This is a genomic window from Phascolarctobacterium sp., from assembly GCF_045124115.1.
In the GTDB taxonomy this organism is placed as follows: domain Bacteria; phylum Bacillota; class Negativicutes; order Acidaminococcales; family Acidaminococcaceae; genus Phascolarctobacterium_A.
The window spans coordinates 1-19,138 of the sequence record NZ_JBGVLF010000048.1 but is presented as its reverse complement, the minus strand read 5'-3'; the positions used below and the strand labels follow the sequence as shown (position 1 = coordinate 19,138).

General features: G+C 47.4%; 14 protein-coding genes, 3 tRNA genes and 1 rRNA gene. 14 read left to right on the top strand and 4 right to left on the bottom strand.

What is annotated here, in order from left to right; all coding sequences use genetic code 11:
- Positions 1 to 11 precede the first annotated feature (11 nt).
- The 4 genes from ACJMM4_RS07560 to ACJMM4_RS07545 all read left to right on the top strand — a co-directional run bounded on the left by ACJMM4_RS07560 (position 12) and on the right by ACJMM4_RS07545 (position 4,644).
- Positions 12 to 428, top strand: a complete 417-nt coding sequence (locus tag ACJMM4_RS07560) for an ExbD/TolR family protein (RefSeq protein WP_405379204.1) — start codon at positions 12 to 14, stop codon at positions 426 to 428.
- A complete protein-coding gene (locus ACJMM4_RS07555) occupies positions 425 to 1,126 on the top strand; it encodes an energy transducer TonB (protein ID WP_405383829.1) in 702 nt (233 codons plus the stop codon). The genes ACJMM4_RS07560 and ACJMM4_RS07555 overlap by 4 nt, the downstream gene beginning before the upstream one ends.
- Before the next feature lie 558 nt (positions 1,127 to 1,684).
- Positions 1,685 to 4,015, top strand: coding sequence for an autotransporter outer membrane beta-barrel domain-containing protein (locus ACJMM4_RS07550; RefSeq protein WP_405383827.1), 2,331 nt, complete (start codon positions 1,685 to 1,687; stop codon positions 4,013 to 4,015).
- Positions 4,016 to 4,032: 17 nt separating this feature from the next.
- A complete protein-coding gene (locus ACJMM4_RS07545; RefSeq protein ID WP_405383825.1) occupies positions 4,033 to 4,644 on the top strand; it encodes a hypothetical protein in 612 nt (203 codons plus the stop codon).
- Between the two features lie 51 nt (positions 4,645 to 4,695).
- Here the strand turns inward: ACJMM4_RS07545 and ACJMM4_RS07540 are convergent, their stop codons facing one another.
- The 3 genes from ACJMM4_RS07540 to ACJMM4_RS07530 are packed head-to-tail and all read right to left on the bottom strand — an operon-like array spanning position 4,696 to position 6,684.
- The gene (locus tag ACJMM4_RS07540) at positions 4,696 to 5,445 is read right to left on the bottom strand and encodes a pentapeptide repeat-containing protein (RefSeq protein ID WP_405383823.1); all 750 of its coding nucleotides are present in this window, start codon (positions 5,443 to 5,445) and stop codon (positions 4,696 to 4,698) included.
- 2 nt (positions 5,446 to 5,447) lie between these two features.
- Entirely contained in the window at positions 5,448 to 6,143 is a 696-nt protein-coding gene (locus ACJMM4_RS07535; RefSeq protein ID WP_405383821.1) for an HAD family hydrolase, read from the bottom strand.
- A 58-nt stretch (positions 6,144 to 6,201) separates the two neighbouring features.
- A complete protein-coding gene (locus ACJMM4_RS07530; RefSeq protein ID WP_405383819.1) occupies positions 6,202 to 6,684 on the bottom strand; it encodes an S-adenosylmethionine decarboxylase family protein in 483 nt (160 codons plus the stop codon).
- A 204-nt stretch (positions 6,685 to 6,888) separates the two neighbouring features.
- Between ACJMM4_RS07530 and ACJMM4_RS07525 the strand changes: the two genes are divergently transcribed.
- The 9 genes from ACJMM4_RS07525 (at position 6,889) to ACJMM4_RS07485 (ending at position 14,946) form a co-directional block, all read left to right on the top strand.
- The gene (locus ACJMM4_RS07525) at positions 6,889 to 9,054 is read left to right on the top strand and encodes an ATP-dependent RecD-like DNA helicase (RefSeq protein ID WP_405383817.1); all 2,166 of its coding nucleotides are present in this window, start codon (positions 6,889 to 6,891) and stop codon (positions 9,052 to 9,054) included.
- Positions 9,055 to 9,798, top strand: a complete 744-nt coding sequence (locus ACJMM4_RS07520) for a ComF family protein (protein ID WP_405383815.1) — start codon at positions 9,055 to 9,057, stop codon at positions 9,796 to 9,798.
- On the top strand, positions 9,795 to 10,901 hold the full coding sequence (locus tag ACJMM4_RS07515; RefSeq protein ID WP_405383813.1) for an SLC13 family permease: 1,107 nt from the start codon (positions 9,795 to 9,797) through the stop codon (positions 10,899 to 10,901). The genes ACJMM4_RS07520 and ACJMM4_RS07515 overlap by 4 nt, the downstream gene beginning before the upstream one ends.
- 47 nt (positions 10,902 to 10,948) lie before the next feature.
- A complete protein-coding gene (locus ACJMM4_RS07510) occupies positions 10,949 to 12,094 on the top strand; it encodes a DNA polymerase IV (protein WP_405383811.1) in 1,146 nt (381 codons plus the stop codon).
- A gap of 107 nt (positions 12,095 to 12,201) precedes the next feature.
- The gene (locus ACJMM4_RS07505) at positions 12,202 to 12,753 is read left to right on the top strand and encodes a biotin transporter BioY (protein WP_405383809.1); all 552 of its coding nucleotides are present in this window, start codon (positions 12,202 to 12,204) and stop codon (positions 12,751 to 12,753) included.
- Between the two features lie 93 nt (positions 12,754 to 12,846).
- Positions 12,847 to 12,923 (top strand) — tRNA-Asp (locus ACJMM4_RS07500).
- 3 nt (positions 12,924 to 12,926) lie between these two features.
- A tRNA-Gly gene (locus ACJMM4_RS07495) sits at positions 12,927 to 13,001 on the top strand.
- Position 13,002: 1 nt separating this feature from the next.
- Positions 13,003 to 13,076: transfer RNA gene (locus tag ACJMM4_RS07490), tRNA-Trp, on the top strand.
- Positions 13,077 to 14,514: 1,438 nt separating this feature from the next.
- Complete coding sequence (locus ACJMM4_RS07485) at positions 14,515 to 14,946, top strand: OmpH family outer membrane protein (RefSeq protein WP_405383807.1); 432 nt, start codon at positions 14,515 to 14,517, stop codon at positions 14,944 to 14,946.
- An 85-nt stretch (positions 14,947 to 15,031) separates the two neighbouring features.
- On the opposite strand, the gene ACJMM4_RS07480 is transcribed toward ACJMM4_RS07485, so the two are convergent.
- Entirely contained in the window at positions 15,032 to 17,080 is a 2,049-nt protein-coding gene (locus ACJMM4_RS07480; protein ID WP_405381023.1) for a transglycosylase domain-containing protein, read from the bottom strand.
- A gap of 467 nt (positions 17,081 to 17,547) precedes the next feature.
- Here ACJMM4_RS07480 and ACJMM4_RS07475 point away from each other — a divergent pair.
- A 16S ribosomal RNA gene (locus ACJMM4_RS07475) occupies positions 17,548 to 19,138 on the top strand; the annotation flags it as partial.

The window sequence follows — 19,138 nt, the reverse complement described above, 5'->3', positions numbered from 1 at the left end:
GGGTGGGGAAGATGCGTAGAGCACGTCGTAGAAAACCCATCGTCCGTCCGGAGATTATGTTGAGTCCTATGATCGACATGATTTTCCTGCTGTTGGTATTCTTTATCATCAGCACCATGTATATGAGTGAGGTTAAGACTATTCCTATTCGCCTGCCGGTAGCGCAGCACAGCGAAACTGTTAGCAAGAGCAACTTTAACGTTACTATTAAGAAGGATGGTTCTATCTATTTGGATGAAACTCCCATCGAGTTGGAACAATTGGTTGCTAATGCAGGGACCGAGGCTAAGCGTGATTCCTCTTTCTCTGTAATTATTCGTGCTGAAGGCGATGCTGATTACAAGTCCGTTATTCAGCTGATGGATAAGATGAAGGGCGCAGGCGTAACTCGCTTTGGCTTGGCTACGGATGTAGGTGAAAGCAAATGAATGAAGAGAAACGCCGTTTAAGCACGGGCTTTGCTGTAGCTGTGGGCGTCCATCTTGTTGCCGCTGTTATTGTTGGCGTATTGGGGTTGCGTTTCGTTACCCGCCCGCCGCAGATTCTGGAGGTCACCTTGGCTGGTGGCGGTGGTGGTGCACCACAGGAACAGGTAGAAGAGGTGGAAGATAACAGCATCGTCCGCAGTATTGATGATATTATTGATAAGAAATTGAAGCCGGAAACCAAGAAGGTTGTGCTGAAGAAGCAGCAGAAGGCTACTAATCCTAATTCCAATGCCAGCGCTGCGCCTAGCAATAGCAGCAGCTCCGGGGATGGTACCGGAGAAGGTTCCGGTGAGGGAACAGGTAGCGGTTCAGGTAGTGGCTCAGGCACCGGTGATGGCGTAGGCGACGGTAGAGGCGTGCCTGTAACTCCGCCTCGTGTAGCGTCCGCTGTGCAGCCTCGTTATCCTTCTTCCGCACGTAGCAAGGGTATCGAAGGTGTGACCGGTGTAAAGATGCTGGTTGGCGCTGATGGCAGGGTGCAGGAAGCCTTTGTGGTGCGTTCTTCCGGTAATGGTGATTTGGACCAAGCAGCTTTGGATGCGGTTTACAAGTGGCGCTTTACTCCTGCTAAGGACAAGTTTGGCATGAAGGCTCCTTGTTACGTTACCCAAGGCATCCGCTTTGACTTACGAAGGTAAGGTTTAAAATTATATAGTAAATGTTAAAGGACAGCTTGCGTTTGCAGGCTGTCCTTCTCTACTTGTAAAATTAGTTACAGGATTTTGTTGCATGTGTCCGCTTTTTCGTGGCCGTAATCGCGCCAAGGGGTATATTGGCGGAGTTCCGCCACCGTTGGCGGGCTTACGGCCTACAATTTATCTCAAAATTCAGGTATAATTATACCAATAAGAAAAACAAAAATCTTGCATGTGTTTACACATGTGAAATATTTCATGGATTTGTTTTTCTATAGCTGTACAAAATGTAGTGCAGGACCATTATCAGAAAGGGGTATGGTGTTATGAAGAAAGATTTAATGAAAGCGATAACCTTAAGCATTCTTACCGCTACCGCTATCGGTGTGGGGGGGGTATAACGTTGCGAATGCAGCGGAAGCTCCTGTAGTAACTATTGATACTAATACAGTTATTACTTCGGCTGATCAACTTCCTAGAATTAATGGAGGTACCGAGCCTGATTATAGTTACAATATTAAAGTGGAAAATGGCTCTTCTCTTACTATCCAAGGGGTCAACATGTATGGTCCTAAAATTGAAAGTAATGGTGATGTAGTTTTAGACTTTACTGGTAAAACAGGTATTGTTTTAGCGGCTCATGATCCAGGAACTTATTCACAAAGTTCTCTTGCAGCAAAGAATTTAAGTGTTATTGCTAAGGATGCTGCCTGGACTAATGGCTTAGAGATTTATGCAGGTTATGGTAAAGGGAAAATAGATGTCGATGTTGAAAAAAATCTCTATATTGAAGCTGGTAAAAATGGTATAATCCTAAGTGGCGAAGTTGGCGATAATAGTAATGTTACTGTTAACGCAGGGGCAATAGATGTTAAGGCTGGTAGTGCTGCATTCATAATTCAGATTGGTAAAAACAACAATATGATTATTGATGCCAAGGACTACATAAAAACCAATGGCTATTCTGGCGTTTCCAATAATGGTGATAACGGATTGTTGTCTGTTCATGCAGGAAACGATATAGATATAACTGCAAGAGGTTATTGGGCTGTTTCTGCTATATCTGGCAATGGAAACAATTTAAAAATTATTTCTGATAATGGAGACATAAATCTTTCTGCTTTGACGGAGCATGAATATGGTAAAAATGCTGTTATTCAAGCTAGTAGCAAAGATAATGTTAAGATAGAAGCTTTGAAGGGCAATATCACTGTAACGGGCACGAATGGTATCGTGGGCAGAAATGATGATGTTGGCGAGGCGAAAATTTCTTTGGACGCTATCAATAACTATATTACTGCTTCTAACAAAGCAATTGATGCGAGAAAGCAAAGTGTTATTAAAGTGACTTCCCAAAATGATACAAAAGTAATTGGTGACGTACTTGCATCTACGGGCGGTTCTGCTACGGTTGATTACCATACAAAAGATTCTTTCTTATATGGTAGAGTTTTGACATCCTATGCTGATGAAAATGGTGACAAGTCTCTTACCGACCTTGACTTCACCAATGGTTCTACTTGGTATATGACTGGCGACAGTAATGTTACCGATTTGACTTTCAAGAACAGTGTCATCGATATGACGGAGCGTAAAGATGGGAAAAATGCACGTGTATTGACTGTCGATAAGGCTATGACCGGTGATGGCGGCGTGTTCAAGATGGATTTGAAATATCTTGGCAATGAAGTTGGCGTCTACGAAAGCGGCAAAGAAAGCGACTTTATCAAAGTATTCGGCACTAATGATGGCGAATACACTATTGAGTTCGAAAACAATGACGATAATTTAGGCGCTATGCATAAAGGCGACAAGCTGTATTTCGCAGAAGTCAACGAAAAAGGTACCATGAGCTTTGGTCAAGGTGCAACTGTTACTCAAGCCAACGAATCCGGTTTGTATGATTACGAATTCAAAGTAAAATCCGATAATAAGAATAATGACAATCTGAACGATTGGTTCATTACTCTTGATAATGGCGCTGTTAACCCCAACGGTGAAACTCCTGTTAAATCCTACAACGCAGCATTCGCACTGTGGCGTGATGACGATACTTTGCTGAAACGCTTGGGCGAAGTACGCTTTAGCGATGACGAAGGCGGCGTATGGGCTCGCGCTATTGGCAAGAAGTTGGAAGACGACAGAAGCATGGGCTTCAATACCCACGCTAAAACTATCCAAGTAGGCTACGACCGTAAAGACGTACAAAAAGACGGTAGCGGCACTTGGCGCAAAGGCATCGCAATCGGCCACACTTGGGCAGACACCAGCTTCGGCAGTGGCGACGGTACCAACAACTACACCGATCTGTCCCTCTATGCAACCAATATCCGCAAACATGACCATTATTGGGATTTCGTAGTCCGCGTTGGCCGCATCGATTCCGAATATGACACCGTTTATGGCGATCATGGCGAATTCGATAACTGGGCAAGCAGCGTAAGCGCAGAATATGGTCGCAAGAAAAAACTCAACGAAGATAACTGGTTCATCGAACCCCAAGCACAATTGACCTACAGCTATGTATGGGGCGACTCCTATACCACTAATAAAGGCATCCGCGTAGAACAAGATAACGCTGATAGCTTAGTTGGTCGTGCAGGCTTTATTATTAGCAAAGAACTGGAAAGCGAACGCAAATATCCGCATCGTTACTATGCAAAAGCATTTGTAATGCATGAATTCCTAGATGGCGGCGACAACAACCTGTATCTGGGCAGTGACCGTTTCTACTCCGGTGCCGATTTCAAAGACACTTGGTACGTAGTAGGTATCGGTGCTAACGTTGACATGGGCAACAACTGCGACTTCTATCTTGATGCAGAGAAAAACTTTAAAGCTAGCGTAGAAATGCCTTACCGCATTGAAGCCGGCTTCCGTTGGGAATTCTAAGAAAGAGGTGCAGGGATATGAAAAAGACTTTAGTTGCAGGTTTGGCTTTAGCTTTAAGCTTGATGGCAGGCAGTGCTTTTGCAGAGCAGGCATACCAAAAAGATATCCAATTATTTAGCCAGCAAGATATTGTTATTACTAATAGCGTAGTTAATAATGGCGCTACTATGACCATTAACGATGCTGCCAAAGATTTGGGCGCATTGGTGGAAGTTCGCTACGTGCATAAGGTTCCCGATGATAAGGACAGCGAAATCATTATGACCCATGCTTTCTATACCCAAGGCGAACTGTGGATGCGTGGCGAAGTAGCTCCTGACCAAGCAGCACCTATAGAACGCATGGTGACCAAACGCACTGACGTTGCTACCTCCAAAGGATTGGCAGTGGGCGACAGTTTTGAGAAATTGATTGAGCTCTACGGTGAGCCTCAGTTCATCCATTGGAACCGTCTCAATCAAGATGATAACTTGGAAGTAGACCGCTGGTTCGTATACCAGTGCCAAGAGCCTTACGAAAAAGGCACTCCTAAGGCAGAACGTCCGGAAGTTACTAAACTTTTGATTGGTATCAAAGGCTTGGAAGTAACCCGTGTAGGGTACTCCGGAATGTGGAGATTAGGTCTGTAAAATAAGAATAGGACAGCTTGCACTTGCAGGCTGTCCTTTCTGTTTATCGCGTTATTTATCTATTTTGGCGTTCTCTTTAAAGGCAGTACCAAAGCGGGTGTATTCCATCTCCGCACCCCGCAGGTCCGCTTCGTCCAGCATGGCTCTGTCGAACAGCGCCTTGTTCAGCTTGCTTTGGCTCAAATCGCCTTTGCCCAGCTTGGCACTACGCAGGTCAGCTTCAGTCAGATCTGCTTTCTGCAGGTGGATGTTGTACATGTTGGCACCGTAGAAAGTGGCGTTCTTCAGACTGGCGCCACGCAGCCAGCTGTAGGGGAGGGATGCATAGCTAAAGTCCGCGTAATCGCCTTGGACACCATCCCATACCGCTTCTTGAATTTGGACGTGCTGCAGATTGGCGTTGAGCAGTTTTGCTTTTTGTAAGCGGCTGCGGAAGAACTGGCTGCTCTGCAAGTTGGCGTTAGTAAAATCTGCTTCCCCTGCTGCAGCGTAGGTAAAGTCGCAATCTGCCAGCTCTGCATTGCGGAAGCTGGTTTTGACTACAAGGGCGCTACGGAACTTTGCTCCCTGCAGTTGGGCTTTATCCAGATTGGCACCGGACAGGCGTGCTTCCGTAAAGTCTGCACCGGCAAAGTTTCTGCCGGATAAGTCCATACCTGCCAAATCCGCACCGGACAAATCGCCACCGGGACAGCTGCCACCGTTCTGCACCGCTGCCAAATCACTGTTGCTGTAAGCCGCAGCCTGCATAGTCAAGCCCAAAGCGCAGGCCAGTGTTAACAAAGTAAGTTTCTTCATCATGCTTATTCCTCGTCCAACATTTTTTCCAGCTCGGCAGGATCATCAGGCAGGCAGTCGATAATCTTCCAAGGCTTTACTTCGGCAAAATCTTCTTCTTTGTGGAAGGAACCGTCGCGGACAATAAGGCAGCGGGCACCAATGGCGTTGGCGCAGGCTACATCGTTGGGGGTGTCGCCAATAAAAATCATTTTATCGGGAGTGAAGCTTTGATTGTTTTCCAAAAACAAGCGGGAGAAGGCGATCCGTGCCAATTCCTGCCTGCTTTCGCTGATTTCTCCAAAGACGCTGTGGTCGAAGGAAAAATATTTATCCAGACCGAAATAGGACAGCTTCAGCTGTGCGCCTGTGCGGGTATTGCCCGTTAAGAGGCAGTTCATGTACTTGCTTTCAGGGCGGTGGAAATATTGCAAAGTCTTCTCCACGTTTTTCAGCACACGCCCTTGGTGCAGGGGAAGCTGCTTGGGCAGTTCCATGTGGTAGCGGATTAACAGCCCTGCTGCTTCCGCAGTGCTGCAGCAGCCACGCAGGCGGGTAACTACGCCTTTAATAATATCGCTATCCGTACGGCCTGCCAGGGAAGTAGTAAAATCAAAAGCATCTAAAAAATAGTAGTCTTTAATAACGTTGATCATGGCATCTTTGCCGGCGCCACCGGTCAGAATCAGGGTGCCGTCAACATCCCACATTAAATATTTCATAGGTTTGGACCTCCTTTAAGGCTTATAGAAAAAGCTGCCAATGTTGGCAGCTTTCATTTTAGATGGAACGGGGTTTAAGCATTACTTGTTTTAATTTATCGCCAACATTTTGAGTAACGTTCTTAGTGTGGCGGATTAACTTGGTCTTGGAGCGGTGGGTGGGCTTCATATCGTTTTTGCTGCCGAAATCGCCACGGTCCAACAAAGTAATCTTAGATTTGTCAGCATCATAAGCTTGGCGCAGGTAGCGGCACAGTTCCGCAGGTTGGGAGCCTTCGCAGCAGCTGAACATATCAGCAACCATAAAGCCCATTTCCGGATAAATGTGCAAAGTTACATGGCCTTGCTTGCACAGTGCAAACAGGGAGTATTCTTCCTTGCCTTCTTCTGTGAGACATTCAATGCGGCGGCATTCCATACCGGTTTCCTGGCAGCCTTTGGCAAGGATATCTTCTGCAATCTTAGGGTCTTTAATGTCCTCAATGTTGCAGTTGTACATATCTATAGCGATTAATTTTCCCAAATAGTTTTTTTGACTCACAGTTACACCTCTAAATTCATTATCAACACTTTTCCGAAGTAACCATTGCAACATAGCAATCATTACTAGTGCACACACTATTATAGCTAAAAAATAGGCACTTGTAAAGAAATTTGCTCATGGAATGCCTTTCTGTGTTATAATTAAATATATGTTTTCGTTTTTACTTTAAAGAACAGTTTTTCTATAGATGGTGGTGACGTAATGGAACGTTTAGAAGGCGTTGTGGATGATATTGTTTTCCAAAGCGACGACAGTATGTACAGCGTGCTGCGGGTGGAAAATAAAGGCTTGGGCAGATTTACGACTGTCTATCGCGGTCCTGCTCCCTATTTAGGGGAGAACATCCTTATGGAAGGGGAGTGGGTGGAGCACGCCCGTTTTGGCAGACAGTTTAACGCTGCTACGCTGCAGGTGGTGCAGCCTACTTCCGCAGCCGGCATGGAACGCTTTTTGGCGTCCGGTGCTTTGCCCGGGGTGGGGCCTGTGATGGCCTCCCGCATTGTGGAAATGTTTGGCGGCGACACTTTGGAAGTCCTTGGTAATCGTCCGGAGCTTTTGGCAAAGGTTAAAGGCATTAGCGCCAAGAAGGCATTGGCAATTGCCGAGGCTTACCAAGAACTGGCAGGGATGCGCGAACTGATGCTGTTTTTAGAATCTCACGGCGTCAGCAGCGGCTACGCTGCCAAGCTGCAGGCTGCCTATGGCAATACTGCTATGACAAGGTTGAAGGAAAATCCCTATAGCCTGGCGGACGATATTTCCGGCATCGGCTTCAAGACTGCGGACCGTATCGCTATGGCAATGGGCATGGAGCACGATTGCTCTGAACGCCTTGTAGCAGGCATCAGCTACGCTTTGACTGCTGCCGCTGCTGCAGGTCACACCTGCGTACCGGAAGAACTGCTGATCAAGGAAACAGCGCGGGCTTTGGCAGTGGACGTGGCGCCTGTAGAAGACGTTTTTGCTGACCTTTTAGCTAAAGATAGACTGAGACTAGAGGAAGTAGGCGGTATCCGCTTTATTTATCCTGAGTATCTGTATCGGGCGGAGGTACAGACGGCACGGCGTTTGCTCTACCTGCGCGACCAGGCCAAGCCCATTACCCGCGTCAACGCAGACGATGTTTTGGCAGCCTGGGAGCGGGATGCAGGCATTACGCTGGCGGATGCTCAGCGAGAAGCGGTCTACGCTAGCCTGCAGCACGGTGTCTTCGTTTTGACAGGCGGTCCCGGTACAGGTAAGACTACCGTTGTCAAAGGCATTTTGCGGGTTTTGGAAAAGGCAGGCTGCCGTATTCTTTTGGCTGCGCCTACGGGGCGTGCTGCCCGTCGTTTGGCGGAGTCCGCAGGGCATCCTGCGCTGACGGTGCACCGCCTGTTGGAGTACCAGCCCACAGGGGATTACCTGTGCTTTGGCAAAGATGACGAAGATCCTTTAGATGCAGAAGCGATTATTGTGGACGAAGCGTCCATGCTGGATATCAATTTAACCTATCATTTGTTGAAAGCAGTTCCCGGTGGTTGCCGTGTTATTTTTGTAGGTGACGTGGACCAGCTGCCTTCCGTTGGGGCGGGCTCCGTCCTCAAGGATATGATTCGTTCCGGGAAAATGCCCGTAGTGCGCTTGGAGAATGTCTTCCGTCAGGCGGAGGTCAGTCCCATCGTCCTCAATGCCCACAGAATCAATCATGGGCAGATGCCTGAGTTTACAGGCGGTGTGGGTAGCGACTTTGCCCTGCAGGAATTTGTGGATGAAAACCAAGCTGCGGAATACGTGGCGCGTACCTATGCGGATATGACCCGCGATGGGGACTGGCGTAGGGTGCAGGTGTTGTCGCCCATGCATAAAAGTCCCTGCGGCGTACAGAATTTAAATAAACTGTTGCAACAGTACATCAATCCTCCTTCCGCCAAAAAGCCCGAGGTGAATATTCCGGGGAACGTGTTGCGCTTGGGGGACAAGGTTATGCAGACCCGCAATAATTACGAAAAAGATGTGTATAATGGTGATATCGGGCGCATTGTGGCAGTGGACGGCAAAAATGTTACGGTAGCTTTTCCGGAACGTCCTGAAGGTGACTTTGTCACCTACGCCCAAGGGGAATGTGACGAGCTGCAGCTGGCCTACGCCATGAGCGTACATAAGTCCCAAGGCAGCGAGTACGCCTGCGTGATTCTGCTGATGGTGCCCGGTCATTATATTATGCTGCAGCGCAACTTGCTGTATACTGCCATTACCCGCGCTAAGGAGCAGGTTTTAATCGTGGGCAGTAAGCGTGCCGTGTTGACGGCGGTAGAAAACGACAGGACCCGCAGGCGCCACAGTCTGCTGGCGGAACGCTTGCAGGAAGATATGGAGGTCTTTTAAATGAGCTTCGCAGGGGAACTGCGTTATTATTTGCAAATTCTCAAGGAGATAATTTTTCCTAGAGCCTGCGCTGTCTGCGGTTATCATGTGGATAACGGGATGCTGTGTGAAAAGTGCCGCAAGCACTATTTGTTGCAACGGCAGCTAAAATATACGCCGCGGGAGGAATATTTGGCAGGGCAGGCTGCGCCCTTGCCGGAGGATGTGCTAAGCAGTGTGCTTTTGCTGTATAAATATGACGGTGTCTTGAAGGACGCACTGCACCGCCTCAAGTTTGAGGGGGCAGGGGAGTTACTGCCAATGCTGCAGGAAGAGGCGGAGGCTGCTCTGCCCAATCCCAAGCTGCGTTGGCTCAGCCAGTTCGATATTGTGGCGACCATCCCTACTTCTAAAGAACGCAAAGAGCAGCGTGGTTACGACGTGCCTGCGGAGTTGTTTTTGTCTATTTTGGAGCAGCGTGACCTTACTGCCTGCGCCGACCTTTTGCAGCGCGAACGCAGGACTGCGCCTTTATTCGCCTTGGATAAGCAGCAGCGCCAGGCGGAACTGGCAGGCTGTTTTGGCATAACGCCCCGCTATACAGTTGCAGGCAAGCGTATTTTGCTTTGCGACGATATTTATACCACTGGTACCACTATGGCGGAAGCAGCCAGGGTACTGCTGGCGGCAGGGGCGGCGTCCGTCCATGGCTTAGCGTTGTGCGGCGCCCAGGCAAATTGGGGAACGGAGGCAGACCATAGTTGAAGGAGAAGATTTACGCTTTTGTGCGCCGGGAAACAGTGCTGTGCGCAGCAGTAGCCTTGGCGGCGGGCAGCAGCCTGTTCTACACGCCCAAGGCTGCATACATAGATTTTGACGTGCTCAGCATTCTGCTCAGCCTCATGCTGGTGGTAGCGGGGCTGAAGCAGATACGCTTTTTAGATTGGGCGGCGGTGGAGCTGTTGAACTGCTGCCAAAGTATGCGCGGCGTTGTGTTGGCTTTAGTAGGCATCACCTATGTTTCCAGTATGTTCGTAACTAATGATGTGGCGTTGATTACATTTGTGCCTTTGGCGTTAGTCATCGGCAGGACCATTAAGGCGGACATGGCGCGGGTGATTATCCTGCAGACTTTGGCGGCAAATTTGGGTAGTATGCTGACACCGCCGGGTAATCCCCAAAATTTGTTCTTATATGCCCATTTTGATTATACGGCAGCAGCCTTCTTCAAGGTTATGGCGTTGCCATGCTTGTTGTCTTTACTCTATCTGGGCGTGCTGATTTGGCGGCGTCCCAATAAGTCCTTGTCATTAAGCTTGCAACCCATGGCTATGCCCCCTGCGTTGCAGACCGGGCTTTTCCTGTTGCTATTGGGCATAAATATTGGGGCAGTGCTTCATTGGCTGGATAAGAACGTTGCTTTGGCAGTGACGGTGGCGGCGGTGCTTGCAGTAAAGCGCCAATTGTTTAAAGAAGTGGACTACAGCCTGCTGGTGACTTTCGTAGGCTTTTTTGTCTTTATCGGCAATATCAGCCACACGGGTTTGGCAACCTGGTTACGCCAGTCCTTGCTGGGTACGGCAACAGGTACTTATTTGGCTGGCTTGGGCGCCAGCCAATTGATTAGCAACGTGCCTGCGGCAATGCTGTTGGCAGGGTTGACTAATGAGGCGGACGCTTTGCTTTTAGGTGTCAATATTGGCGGCTTGGGAACTTTGATTGCCTCCATGGCAAGCGTTATTTCCTATAAGCTGTTTGTGGTAGAGCATCCTTATCAGGCAGGCACGTATTTGCGCACCTTCCTCTATTATAATTTCGCAGGATTGTTTTTAATTGGTGCTTTGACTTGGGTTATCTTTATAAGATGATGATTGCTTCTGCAAGAGAGGCGAAGGTGTAGAAAGGGGGGAACACGATGCTGCGATGGATTATGCATGTGGATATGGATGCGTTCTTTGCTTCTGTGGAAGTGTTGGACAATCCTGCGCTGCGGGGTCTGCCTGTTATCGTAGGCGGTCAGTCCATGCGTGGCGTTGTTTCCACTTGCTCCTACGAGGCGCGCCGTTTTGGCGTGCACTCCGCCATGCCCATGATACAGGCGCACAAGCTGTGTCCCAACGCTGTCTTCCTGCCTGTGCGGATGGCGCGTTATGCAGAAGTGTCTAGGCAGATTATGGGCATTTTCCACGACCTTTCACCGTTGGTGGAACAGCTTTCCATTGACGAAGCGTTCCTTGATGTCAGCGGCATGGAGCGCTTGTATGGCACTCCGGAAAAGGTGGGGCTGTTAGCCAAAGAGCGCATTAAGCAGGAAGTGGGGCTCACTGCTTCCGTAGGTTTGGCACCTAACAAGTTTTTGGCTAAAATGGCATCGGATTTATACAAGCCCGATGGCTTTACAGTCATCAAGCACGCAGAGGCGCAAAGCTTCATTGCTCCCTTCCCGGTGACAAAAATCTTTGGCATTGGTGCTGCAGCACAGCATGCTTTAAGTCAGTTTGGCGTCACTACCATCGGTCAATTGGCAGCGGCGGATATTGCTATCCTGCGACGGGTGTTCGGCAAAAATGCAGAGCGGGTGCACCTGTTGGCGTTGGGGCGGGATGACCGCCCTGTGGTGCCTGAAAGCGAGCCTAAATCCATTGGCAGGGAGATTACCTTTAGCGAGGATCTGCATGGGGCGGAAGCCTGCAGGGAGAAACTATTAGAGCTTAGCGGGCTGGTAGGCTATCGTTTGCGACGCAAAGGCTACTACGGTAGAACGGTAACGCTGAAACTCAAGTATAATGATTTTCGTACCATCAGCCGTAGTCTTTCCGGGGAAAGCGACATTGCCTGTGATGAAGAGATCTATGCTTTGGCTGTGCGCTTGCTGCAGCAGGTACGTCTAGAGCAGGGCGTGCGGCTTTTGGGCATCACTGTTTCGGGATTGGGCTTTGGCAAGCCTGTGGGACTGGGGTTTGAAGACGATGACAAGCGCTTACGGCGCAACGAAGTAACGGACAAGTTAAAAGCACGCTTTGGCGAGCAGATTATTTTTCGCGGCGGCAGGAATAGTTAACTATCTTTTATTATATGGTTGACTATCCTGCCATCTTGCTTTATAATGGTTAATGTATTAATCATAGTAGGTTAACGAAAAACTGCTATTCAGAGGATGGTGCGTACATGACGACTAATAATAGAAGCATTAATAAAACTGCGGAAATGACCAAGATGGCGCTGATGGTGGCCATGAACTGCGTTTCTGCCTATATCATTATTCCCTTGCCTTTTTCCCTTTCACCCTTGGCGTTGCAGACGTTGATTGTGAACTTGACAGGCTACGTGTTGAGCCCCAAGCAGGCATTTATGACCATGGCGACCTATCTTTTGGTAGGTTTGGCAGGGGTGCCTGTTTTCACAGGCGGCACTGCAGGTCCAGGAAAACTCTTTGGCCCTACAGGTGGCTACATCTTTGGCTTTTTGCTGACGGCGGTGTTTTTGGCAGTGGCGCGTGGCGAGAAGTACAGCTTCAAGCGCTACGTGTTGTTGGGCTGTTTGGTCGGCATTCCCTTGATCTATATTCCTGGTCTGCTCCAGTTAAAGCTGCTTACGGAACTGCCTTGGGATAAAGCCTTTATGATTGGTGTAGTGCCGTTTATTCCGCTGGATATTGTGAAATGCGCTGCTGCAGCCATGTTGGCAGGGCCTATTAATAAGGCTTTTGGCAGACGTTAAAACAGTGTAAAATTTAATTTAAAATTTTTGAGAAAAGTACTTGCCAAAGTAATTGTTTTATGGTAATATATATACCTGTCAGGCACTGACAATGGCCCGGTGGTTCAGTTGGTTAGAATGCCGCCCTGTCACGGCGGAGGTCGTGGGTTCGAGTCCCATCCGGGTCGCCATTTGCGGAAATAGCTCAGTGGTAGAGCACCTCCTTGCCAAGGAGGGGGTCGCGAGTTCGAATCTCGTTTTCCGCTCCATAGGGGCATAGTTCAATGGTAGAGCAACGGTCTCCAAAACCGTCGATCTGGGTTCGAGTCCTAGTGCCCCTGCCATTGCAAAAAGTAGCTCAAGAGCGAAAGCTCTTGAGCTTTTTGTTTTTGTTAAAAAAAGTAGTAAGATATAGCTCCAACGAACATCATCCAAAGGATTGTGGTTACAGAAATGACAATACTTGCTTTAGTATCCATGGACATATTATCCCAAAATTTTTTCATACAAATTCCTCCCCTTTAACTACGGACGAAAAGAGATTAGAAAACAAAAGGCTCTCTACAACTTGTGGGATGAAACAAATCTTGTTCTATAAATTATAATTTATTACTGGAGTGTTGGCAAGTGACCCTCCAAATAGGGCCATCCGATGACACTCACGGGCGTAGTCTTGCAAATGCTTTAGTAAAAGTCAAGCGTAGCAAGATATATTTCGCAAAATAATAGACAGGTACTCCTGAGTACGGCACTGTCAGGGATGAAAATCCACAGCAATACCCCCAGTGAGAGCCTGTCTATATTGTTATAGAAGTTGTTAAGAAAGCTGTCAAATAAAAAGTAATGGCAAATGCTAGTGGAGAGGGTTAACAAAACGAAAGAAGCCACTTCTACGGCAGCGTACCCGCGTGACAAACACGGGGGCGACCGAGAGGCGACTTCCTTTAGCGTAAGTATACCTTTTGGATGGAAAACTGTCAACAAGAACTTCGTGTTTTTGCTGATATTGCAGAAAAATTATGTCGTACTTTTTATAAGTATTCAAAAATTCGCTTACGCATTCTGCTTTTAGCTGTTTATTAAACATTGCATCGAAGATGTCACCGCTTGTAACGGTGGCTTTTTTGCTTTGTGTGTATTTTTATGAGGATTAAACAAATAGCCTATATAAATAAAACTTTGCTTTACGAGTTCACAATTTTATACCACTACATAGTTAATTCTGTGTTGCATCTATTCAGCCGGTACGGACAAGCTTGTCTGTATCGGTTTTTATTATTTTTATAAAGTAGTTTAGTAAATGACATAATTTAGTTTCACATTTTCTACAAAAGTTTACACTATTTGTGTTTTCAACTGTGAATCGTTAAAAGTTGTATTATGTAAGTGTAAAGAGAGAGCGAAAGGAGGTGGCAAAGATGACTACCTTTTGGGCGGCAAAAGGATGGAAGATTATGTACGCTGCTATCGCAGCTACGGGCATTTCTTTATTGTTCTACATTTTCGCTTGATGAAGATAAGGAGTTAGTCATGGATGCTATAGCTACAATGGGAATTCTTGGATTTGTTGTTTTCGGTGCTTGGTGGCAAATGACCCACTAGCATTTATTTTAGCCCCGACTACGGCCGGGGCAGTTTTGTTTTATAGGCAGCAGATATTTCTACATTGTTAATAAAGAGGCTCTTGAGAAAGATATCGATGAATAGTTAAATTTCATTTGCAATTTTTGAAGAAATGATATAAGATTATACCTGTATTATTTCTATAGAAAGAGGTACTATATGATGAAAAAATATGTTGTAACTTTGGTTATGGCTCTGGTTATGGCTTTAGGCTGCGTGGGTAATGCTTTTGCTGCCGAAAGCGGTTTGGTTGGTTATGTTAACGTAGAGCGCGTATTCCGTAACTATCCTGATATTCAAGCTACTATGAGCGTTATTAATTTGGAACGTCAAAAAGCGGAGAACGAATTTAAAGCTAAAGCTCCTAACTTGGATGACAAGGGCAAACGCGAACTGGGCGAAAAATTGGCAGCGCAAGTAGATAAAAAGGAAGCTTCTCTGTTGAACCCCATTCGTAGTGCAATCCGCAAAGCTATTGGCGAGGTTGCTAAACTTCATGGCATTAACAGCGTAGTCGATGCAGGTGCAATGGTATTTGGCGGTTATGACCTGACTGAAGAAGTTATGGCTCACGTTGCTAAAGACAAATAATTTTATACTGTTACTAAGGCTGGGCGTTCCCGGCCTTTTTGTTGCAAAAAAATCGCAGCCTTCGCTTGGAAGACTGCGATAATTTTTAGTTTTTGGTAGGTTTGTTGCTAACAACAGGCTTGCCCATGATCTCGTTAATGCGTTCTTTCATGCTACGCTTACCGGAGCTTTTGGGTTTATTAGTAACTGTTGGGGATTGGTTTTTGTTATCTTCCTCTTTAACAGTAGCCTCTTTATCGTCTTTTTTGTCTTTGTCCTTGCCGTCCTTGTCCTTGTCTTCTTCATCCTGCTTGATTTCAGGCTCGGCAGGAACGGTTACGCCGGGGTTGGAGAAACCGGTGCGCGGAGTAGATGCCAAGGCGTTGACCATAAAGTCATGCCAAATGGAGAGGGGAGCCATGCTGCCATACATGTGGTTCATAGGTTTGTTGTTATCATCGCCAACCCATACCGCTGTGGACAGGTCAGGAGTGTAGCCAACAAACCAAGCATCGATAAAGGTATCGGTGGTACCGGTTTTGCCTGCCGCAGGTCTACCGATGCCCATGCCGCCTGCAGTACCGCTAACCAAAACGTCTTGCAACATATTGGTTGTTAAGTAAGCGGATTCAGCGTCAATAACACGTTTGGATTGAGGTTTAGCTTCGTAGAGGACTTTGCCTTCACGGTTAACAATCTTTAGCAGAGCAATAGGTTTGCAGTAAATGCCGTTGGTTGCGAGCACGCCATAAGCGGAAGCCATTTCCAAAGGATTAACACCTTTGGAGAGACCGCCCAAGGACATAGCCAGGTTTACATCGCTATAAGCACCGGAATCAACCAAAGTGGAAATACCCATTTTTTCTGCGTTGCTGACAATCTTGTCCACGCCAACTTCGCGAGCCAGTTTGATGGTAGGCACGTTTAAGGAGCGGACAATACCTGTGCGCAGGCTAACCTTGCCGTGCCATTTCATATCGGAGTTTTGCGGTTTCCAACCGGGAGCAAACTCTTCCTCTTTATCTTCAATAACACTGGCAGGGGTGAACCCATTTTGCATAGCAGTCAAATAAACAAAAGGTTTGAAGGCAGAACCGGGTTGACGGACTGCCAAGGTAGCACGGTTAAATTTATCTTGACCGCGACCACCAACCATAGCTTTAACATAACCGGTTTTGGGATCAACGGCAGCTAAGGCCATTTGTGGTTGAGTAAGCTTTTTGCCATCGGTGTAGTAGGCAGGGAGATGACGCATAGCGTTTTCTGCAGCACGCTGCATATCACTGTCCAAGGTGGTATAGATTTTTAAACCGCCTTTATACAATGCGTCTGCACCGACTTCTTCAATAACTTTTTGGGTAATCATGTCAAAGAAGTATCCACGAGGGTCGTTCTTGGTCTTGTGAGCGGTGCTGTAGACCATTTTATAAGCTTTAGCTTTAGCACCTTCATCAGCAGTAATCAAGTTATATTTAACCATTTGGTCGATAACCAGTTCTTTGCGCTTAGTGCTTTCGTTGGGGTTCTCGAAAGGATTGTAGTAGTTAGGGCTTTTAGGAATAGCAGCCAAAGTAGCAGCTTCAGCAATGTTCAAGTTTTGGACATGCTTACCAAAGTAGTACATGGATGCGCTTTCAATGCCATAGGCACCTTGGCCAAAATAGATTTGGTTTAAGTACATGGTAAGGATTTCTTCCTTAGTATACTTGTTTTCCAATTCTTTAGCGATGAAAGCTTCTTTGATCTTACGCACAATGGAGCGTTCCTGAGTGAGGAATGCGTTTTTAGCCAATTGTTGAGTGATAGTGCTACCGCCCTGAACCTCGCTACCGCTGAGAGTGGAAACCAAAGCGCGGGCAGTACCGCGATAGTCAATACCGCCATGCTCGTAGAAACGATTATCTTCAATAGCGATAAAAGCGTTCTGTACGTGCTTAGGAATCTTATCGATAGTTACCGGAATACGACGTTCCTCAGAGAGTGTGGTATAAATGGCGTTGCCGTTAATATCATAAAATTGGGAAGCAGCGTCAGGGATGAGCGTTTCATCCATGTTGGTCGGTGCAAAAAAGCTTGAGAAGCCATAGAGCACGGAACAACCCATGATCATCAAGCAGATGACGCTGATGAACAGAAATTTCAGTACCTTAAACATTTTCTACCTCTTCTTCATATAATATATGCAAAACAGGAAAGTTTTACAACAATACCATTATAGCATTTTAAGCGCCTTTTGTCATATTATTTTGCTGTTCAATTTGAGGAAGTTGCTAAAAGGTGTAAAAAACTTTATAAAAAACTCAAAAAAGGTGTTGACACATGAGAAACGTTATGATAATATATACAAGTCGACGCGATACGGCAACAAACGAGTGCCAAGGTCGCTAGACCATGAACCTTGAAAACTGAACAATAACCTATTAAAAAAGCGAATGTGCGGGTCGAGTTCGTAAGAACGAGACCAAGTCATAAGTGAGCACCAATTCGCTCGCGAGTCGTAAGACGAAGCGAAGAATTGCACGTGCGAACTTAGTTAATAATTGCGATTGAATAATGAGCAATTATTAACATCATAATTCCTATTTAAAATAATAAGAGCCAAATCGGTTCTTCAATAAAACTTTATTGGAGAGTTTGATCCTGGCTCAGGACGAACGCTGGCGGCATGCCTAACACATGCAAGTCGAACGGAGAAAGTTCAACACCGAGCTATCCACCGCTGAAGTGAGCGGTGCAAATCGAACGGAGCGAGATTTGCACTACGCCATCAAAGCATGGACTAACACTTGGTGGAGGTTGGGTGTTGAACTTTCTTAGTGGCGAACGGGTGAGTAACGCGTAGGCAACCTGCCCTTTAGTTGGGGACAACATCCCGAAAGGGGTGCTAATACCGAATGTGACAGCTTTTCCGCATGGAAGAGTTGTGAAAGATGGCCTCTATTTATAAGCTATCGCTAAAGGATGGGCCTGCGTCTGATTAGCTAGTTGGTGGGGTAACGGCCTACCAAGGCGATGATCAGTAGCCGGTCTGAGAGGATGAACGGCCACATTGGGACTGAGACACGGCCCAGACTCCTACGGGAGGCAGCAGTGGGGAATCTTCCGCAATGGGCGAAAGCCTGACGGAGCAATGCCGCGTGAGTGAAGAAGGGATTCGTCCCGTAAAGCTCTGTTGTCTATGACGAATGTGCAGATTGTGAATAATGATTTGTAATGACGGTAGTAGACGAGGAAGCCACGGCTAACTACGTGCCAGCAGCCGCGGTAATACGTAGGTGGCGAGCGTTGTCCGGAATTATTGGGCGTAAAGAGCATGTAGGCGGTTTTTTAAGTCCGGAGTGAAAATGCGGGGCTCAACCCCGTATGGCTCTGGATACTGGAAGACTTGAGTGCAGGAGAGGAAAGGGGAATTCCCAGTGTAGCGGTGAAATGCGTAGATATTGGGAGGAACACCAGTGGCGAAGGCGCCTTTCTGGACTGTGTCTGACGCTGAGATGCGAAAGCCAGGGTAGCGAACGGGATTAGATACCCCGGTAGTCCTGGCCGTAAACGATGGGTACTAGGTGTAGGAGGTATCGACCCCTTCTGTGCCGGAGTTAACGCAATAAGTACCCCGCCTGGGGAGTACGTCCGCAAGGATGAAACTCAAAGGAATTGACGGGGGCCCGCACAAGCGGTGGAGTATGTGGTTTAATTCGACGCAACGCGAAGAACCTTACCAAGGCTTGACATTGATCGCTATGTCTAGAGATAGACAGTTCCCTTCGGGGACGTGAAAACAGGTGGTGCATGGCTGTCGTCAGCTCGTGTCGTGAGATGTTGGGTTAAGTCCCGCAACGAGCGCAACCCCTATCCTATGTTACCAGCACGTTATGGTGGGGACTCATGGGAGACTGCCAAGGACAACTTGGAGGAAGGCGGGGATGACGTCAAGTCATCATGCCCCTTATGTCTTGGGCTACACACGTACTACAATGGTCGACAACAGAGGGAAGCGAAGCCGCGAGGCAGAGCAAACCCCAGAAACTCGATCTCAGTTCGGATCGCAGGCTGCAACCCGCCTGCGTGAAGTTGGAATCGCTAGTAATCGCAGGTCAGCATACTGCGGTGAATACGTTCCCGGGCCTTGTACACACCGCCCGTCACACCACGAAAGTTGGTAACACCCGAAGCCGGTGGGGTAACCGAAAGGAGCCAGCCGTCTAAGGTGGGG

Coding starts and splice junctions, on each gene's coding strand:
- ACJMM4_RS07560 (WP_405379204.1), top strand. CDS start 12: ATGCGTAGAGCACGTCGTAGAAAACCCATCGTCCGTCCGGAGATTATG.
- ACJMM4_RS07555 (WP_405383829.1), top strand. CDS start 425: ATGAATGAAGAGAAACGCCGTTTAAGCACGGGCTTTGCTGTAGCTGTG.
- ACJMM4_RS07550 (WP_405383827.1), top strand. CDS start 1,685: ATGTATGGTCCTAAAATTGAAAGTAATGGTGATGTAGTTTTAGACTTT.
- ACJMM4_RS07545 (WP_405383825.1), top strand. CDS start 4,033: ATGAAAAAGACTTTAGTTGCAGGTTTGGCTTTAGCTTTAAGCTTGATG.
- ACJMM4_RS07540 (WP_405383823.1), bottom strand. CDS start 5,445: ATGATGAAGAAACTTACTTTGTTAACACTGGCCTGCGCTTTGGGCTTG.
- ACJMM4_RS07535 (WP_405383821.1), bottom strand. CDS start 6,143: ATGAAATATTTAATGTGGGATGTTGACGGCACCCTGATTCTGACCGGT.
- ACJMM4_RS07525 (WP_405383817.1), top strand. CDS start 6,889: ATGGAACGTTTAGAAGGCGTTGTGGATGATATTGTTTTCCAAAGCGAC.
- ACJMM4_RS07520 (WP_405383815.1), top strand. CDS start 9,055: ATGAGCTTCGCAGGGGAACTGCGTTATTATTTGCAAATTCTCAAGGAG.
- ACJMM4_RS07510 (WP_405383811.1), top strand. CDS start 10,949: ATGCTGCGATGGATTATGCATGTGGATATGGATGCGTTCTTTGCTTCT.
- ACJMM4_RS07505 (WP_405383809.1), top strand. CDS start 12,202: ATGACGACTAATAATAGAAGCATTAATAAAACTGCGGAAATGACCAAG.
- ACJMM4_RS07485 (WP_405383807.1), top strand. CDS start 14,515: ATGATGAAAAAATATGTTGTAACTTTGGTTATGGCTCTGGTTATGGCT.
- ACJMM4_RS07480 (WP_405381023.1), bottom strand. CDS start 17,080: ATGTTTAAGGTACTGAAATTTCTGTTCATCAGCGTCATCTGCTTGATG.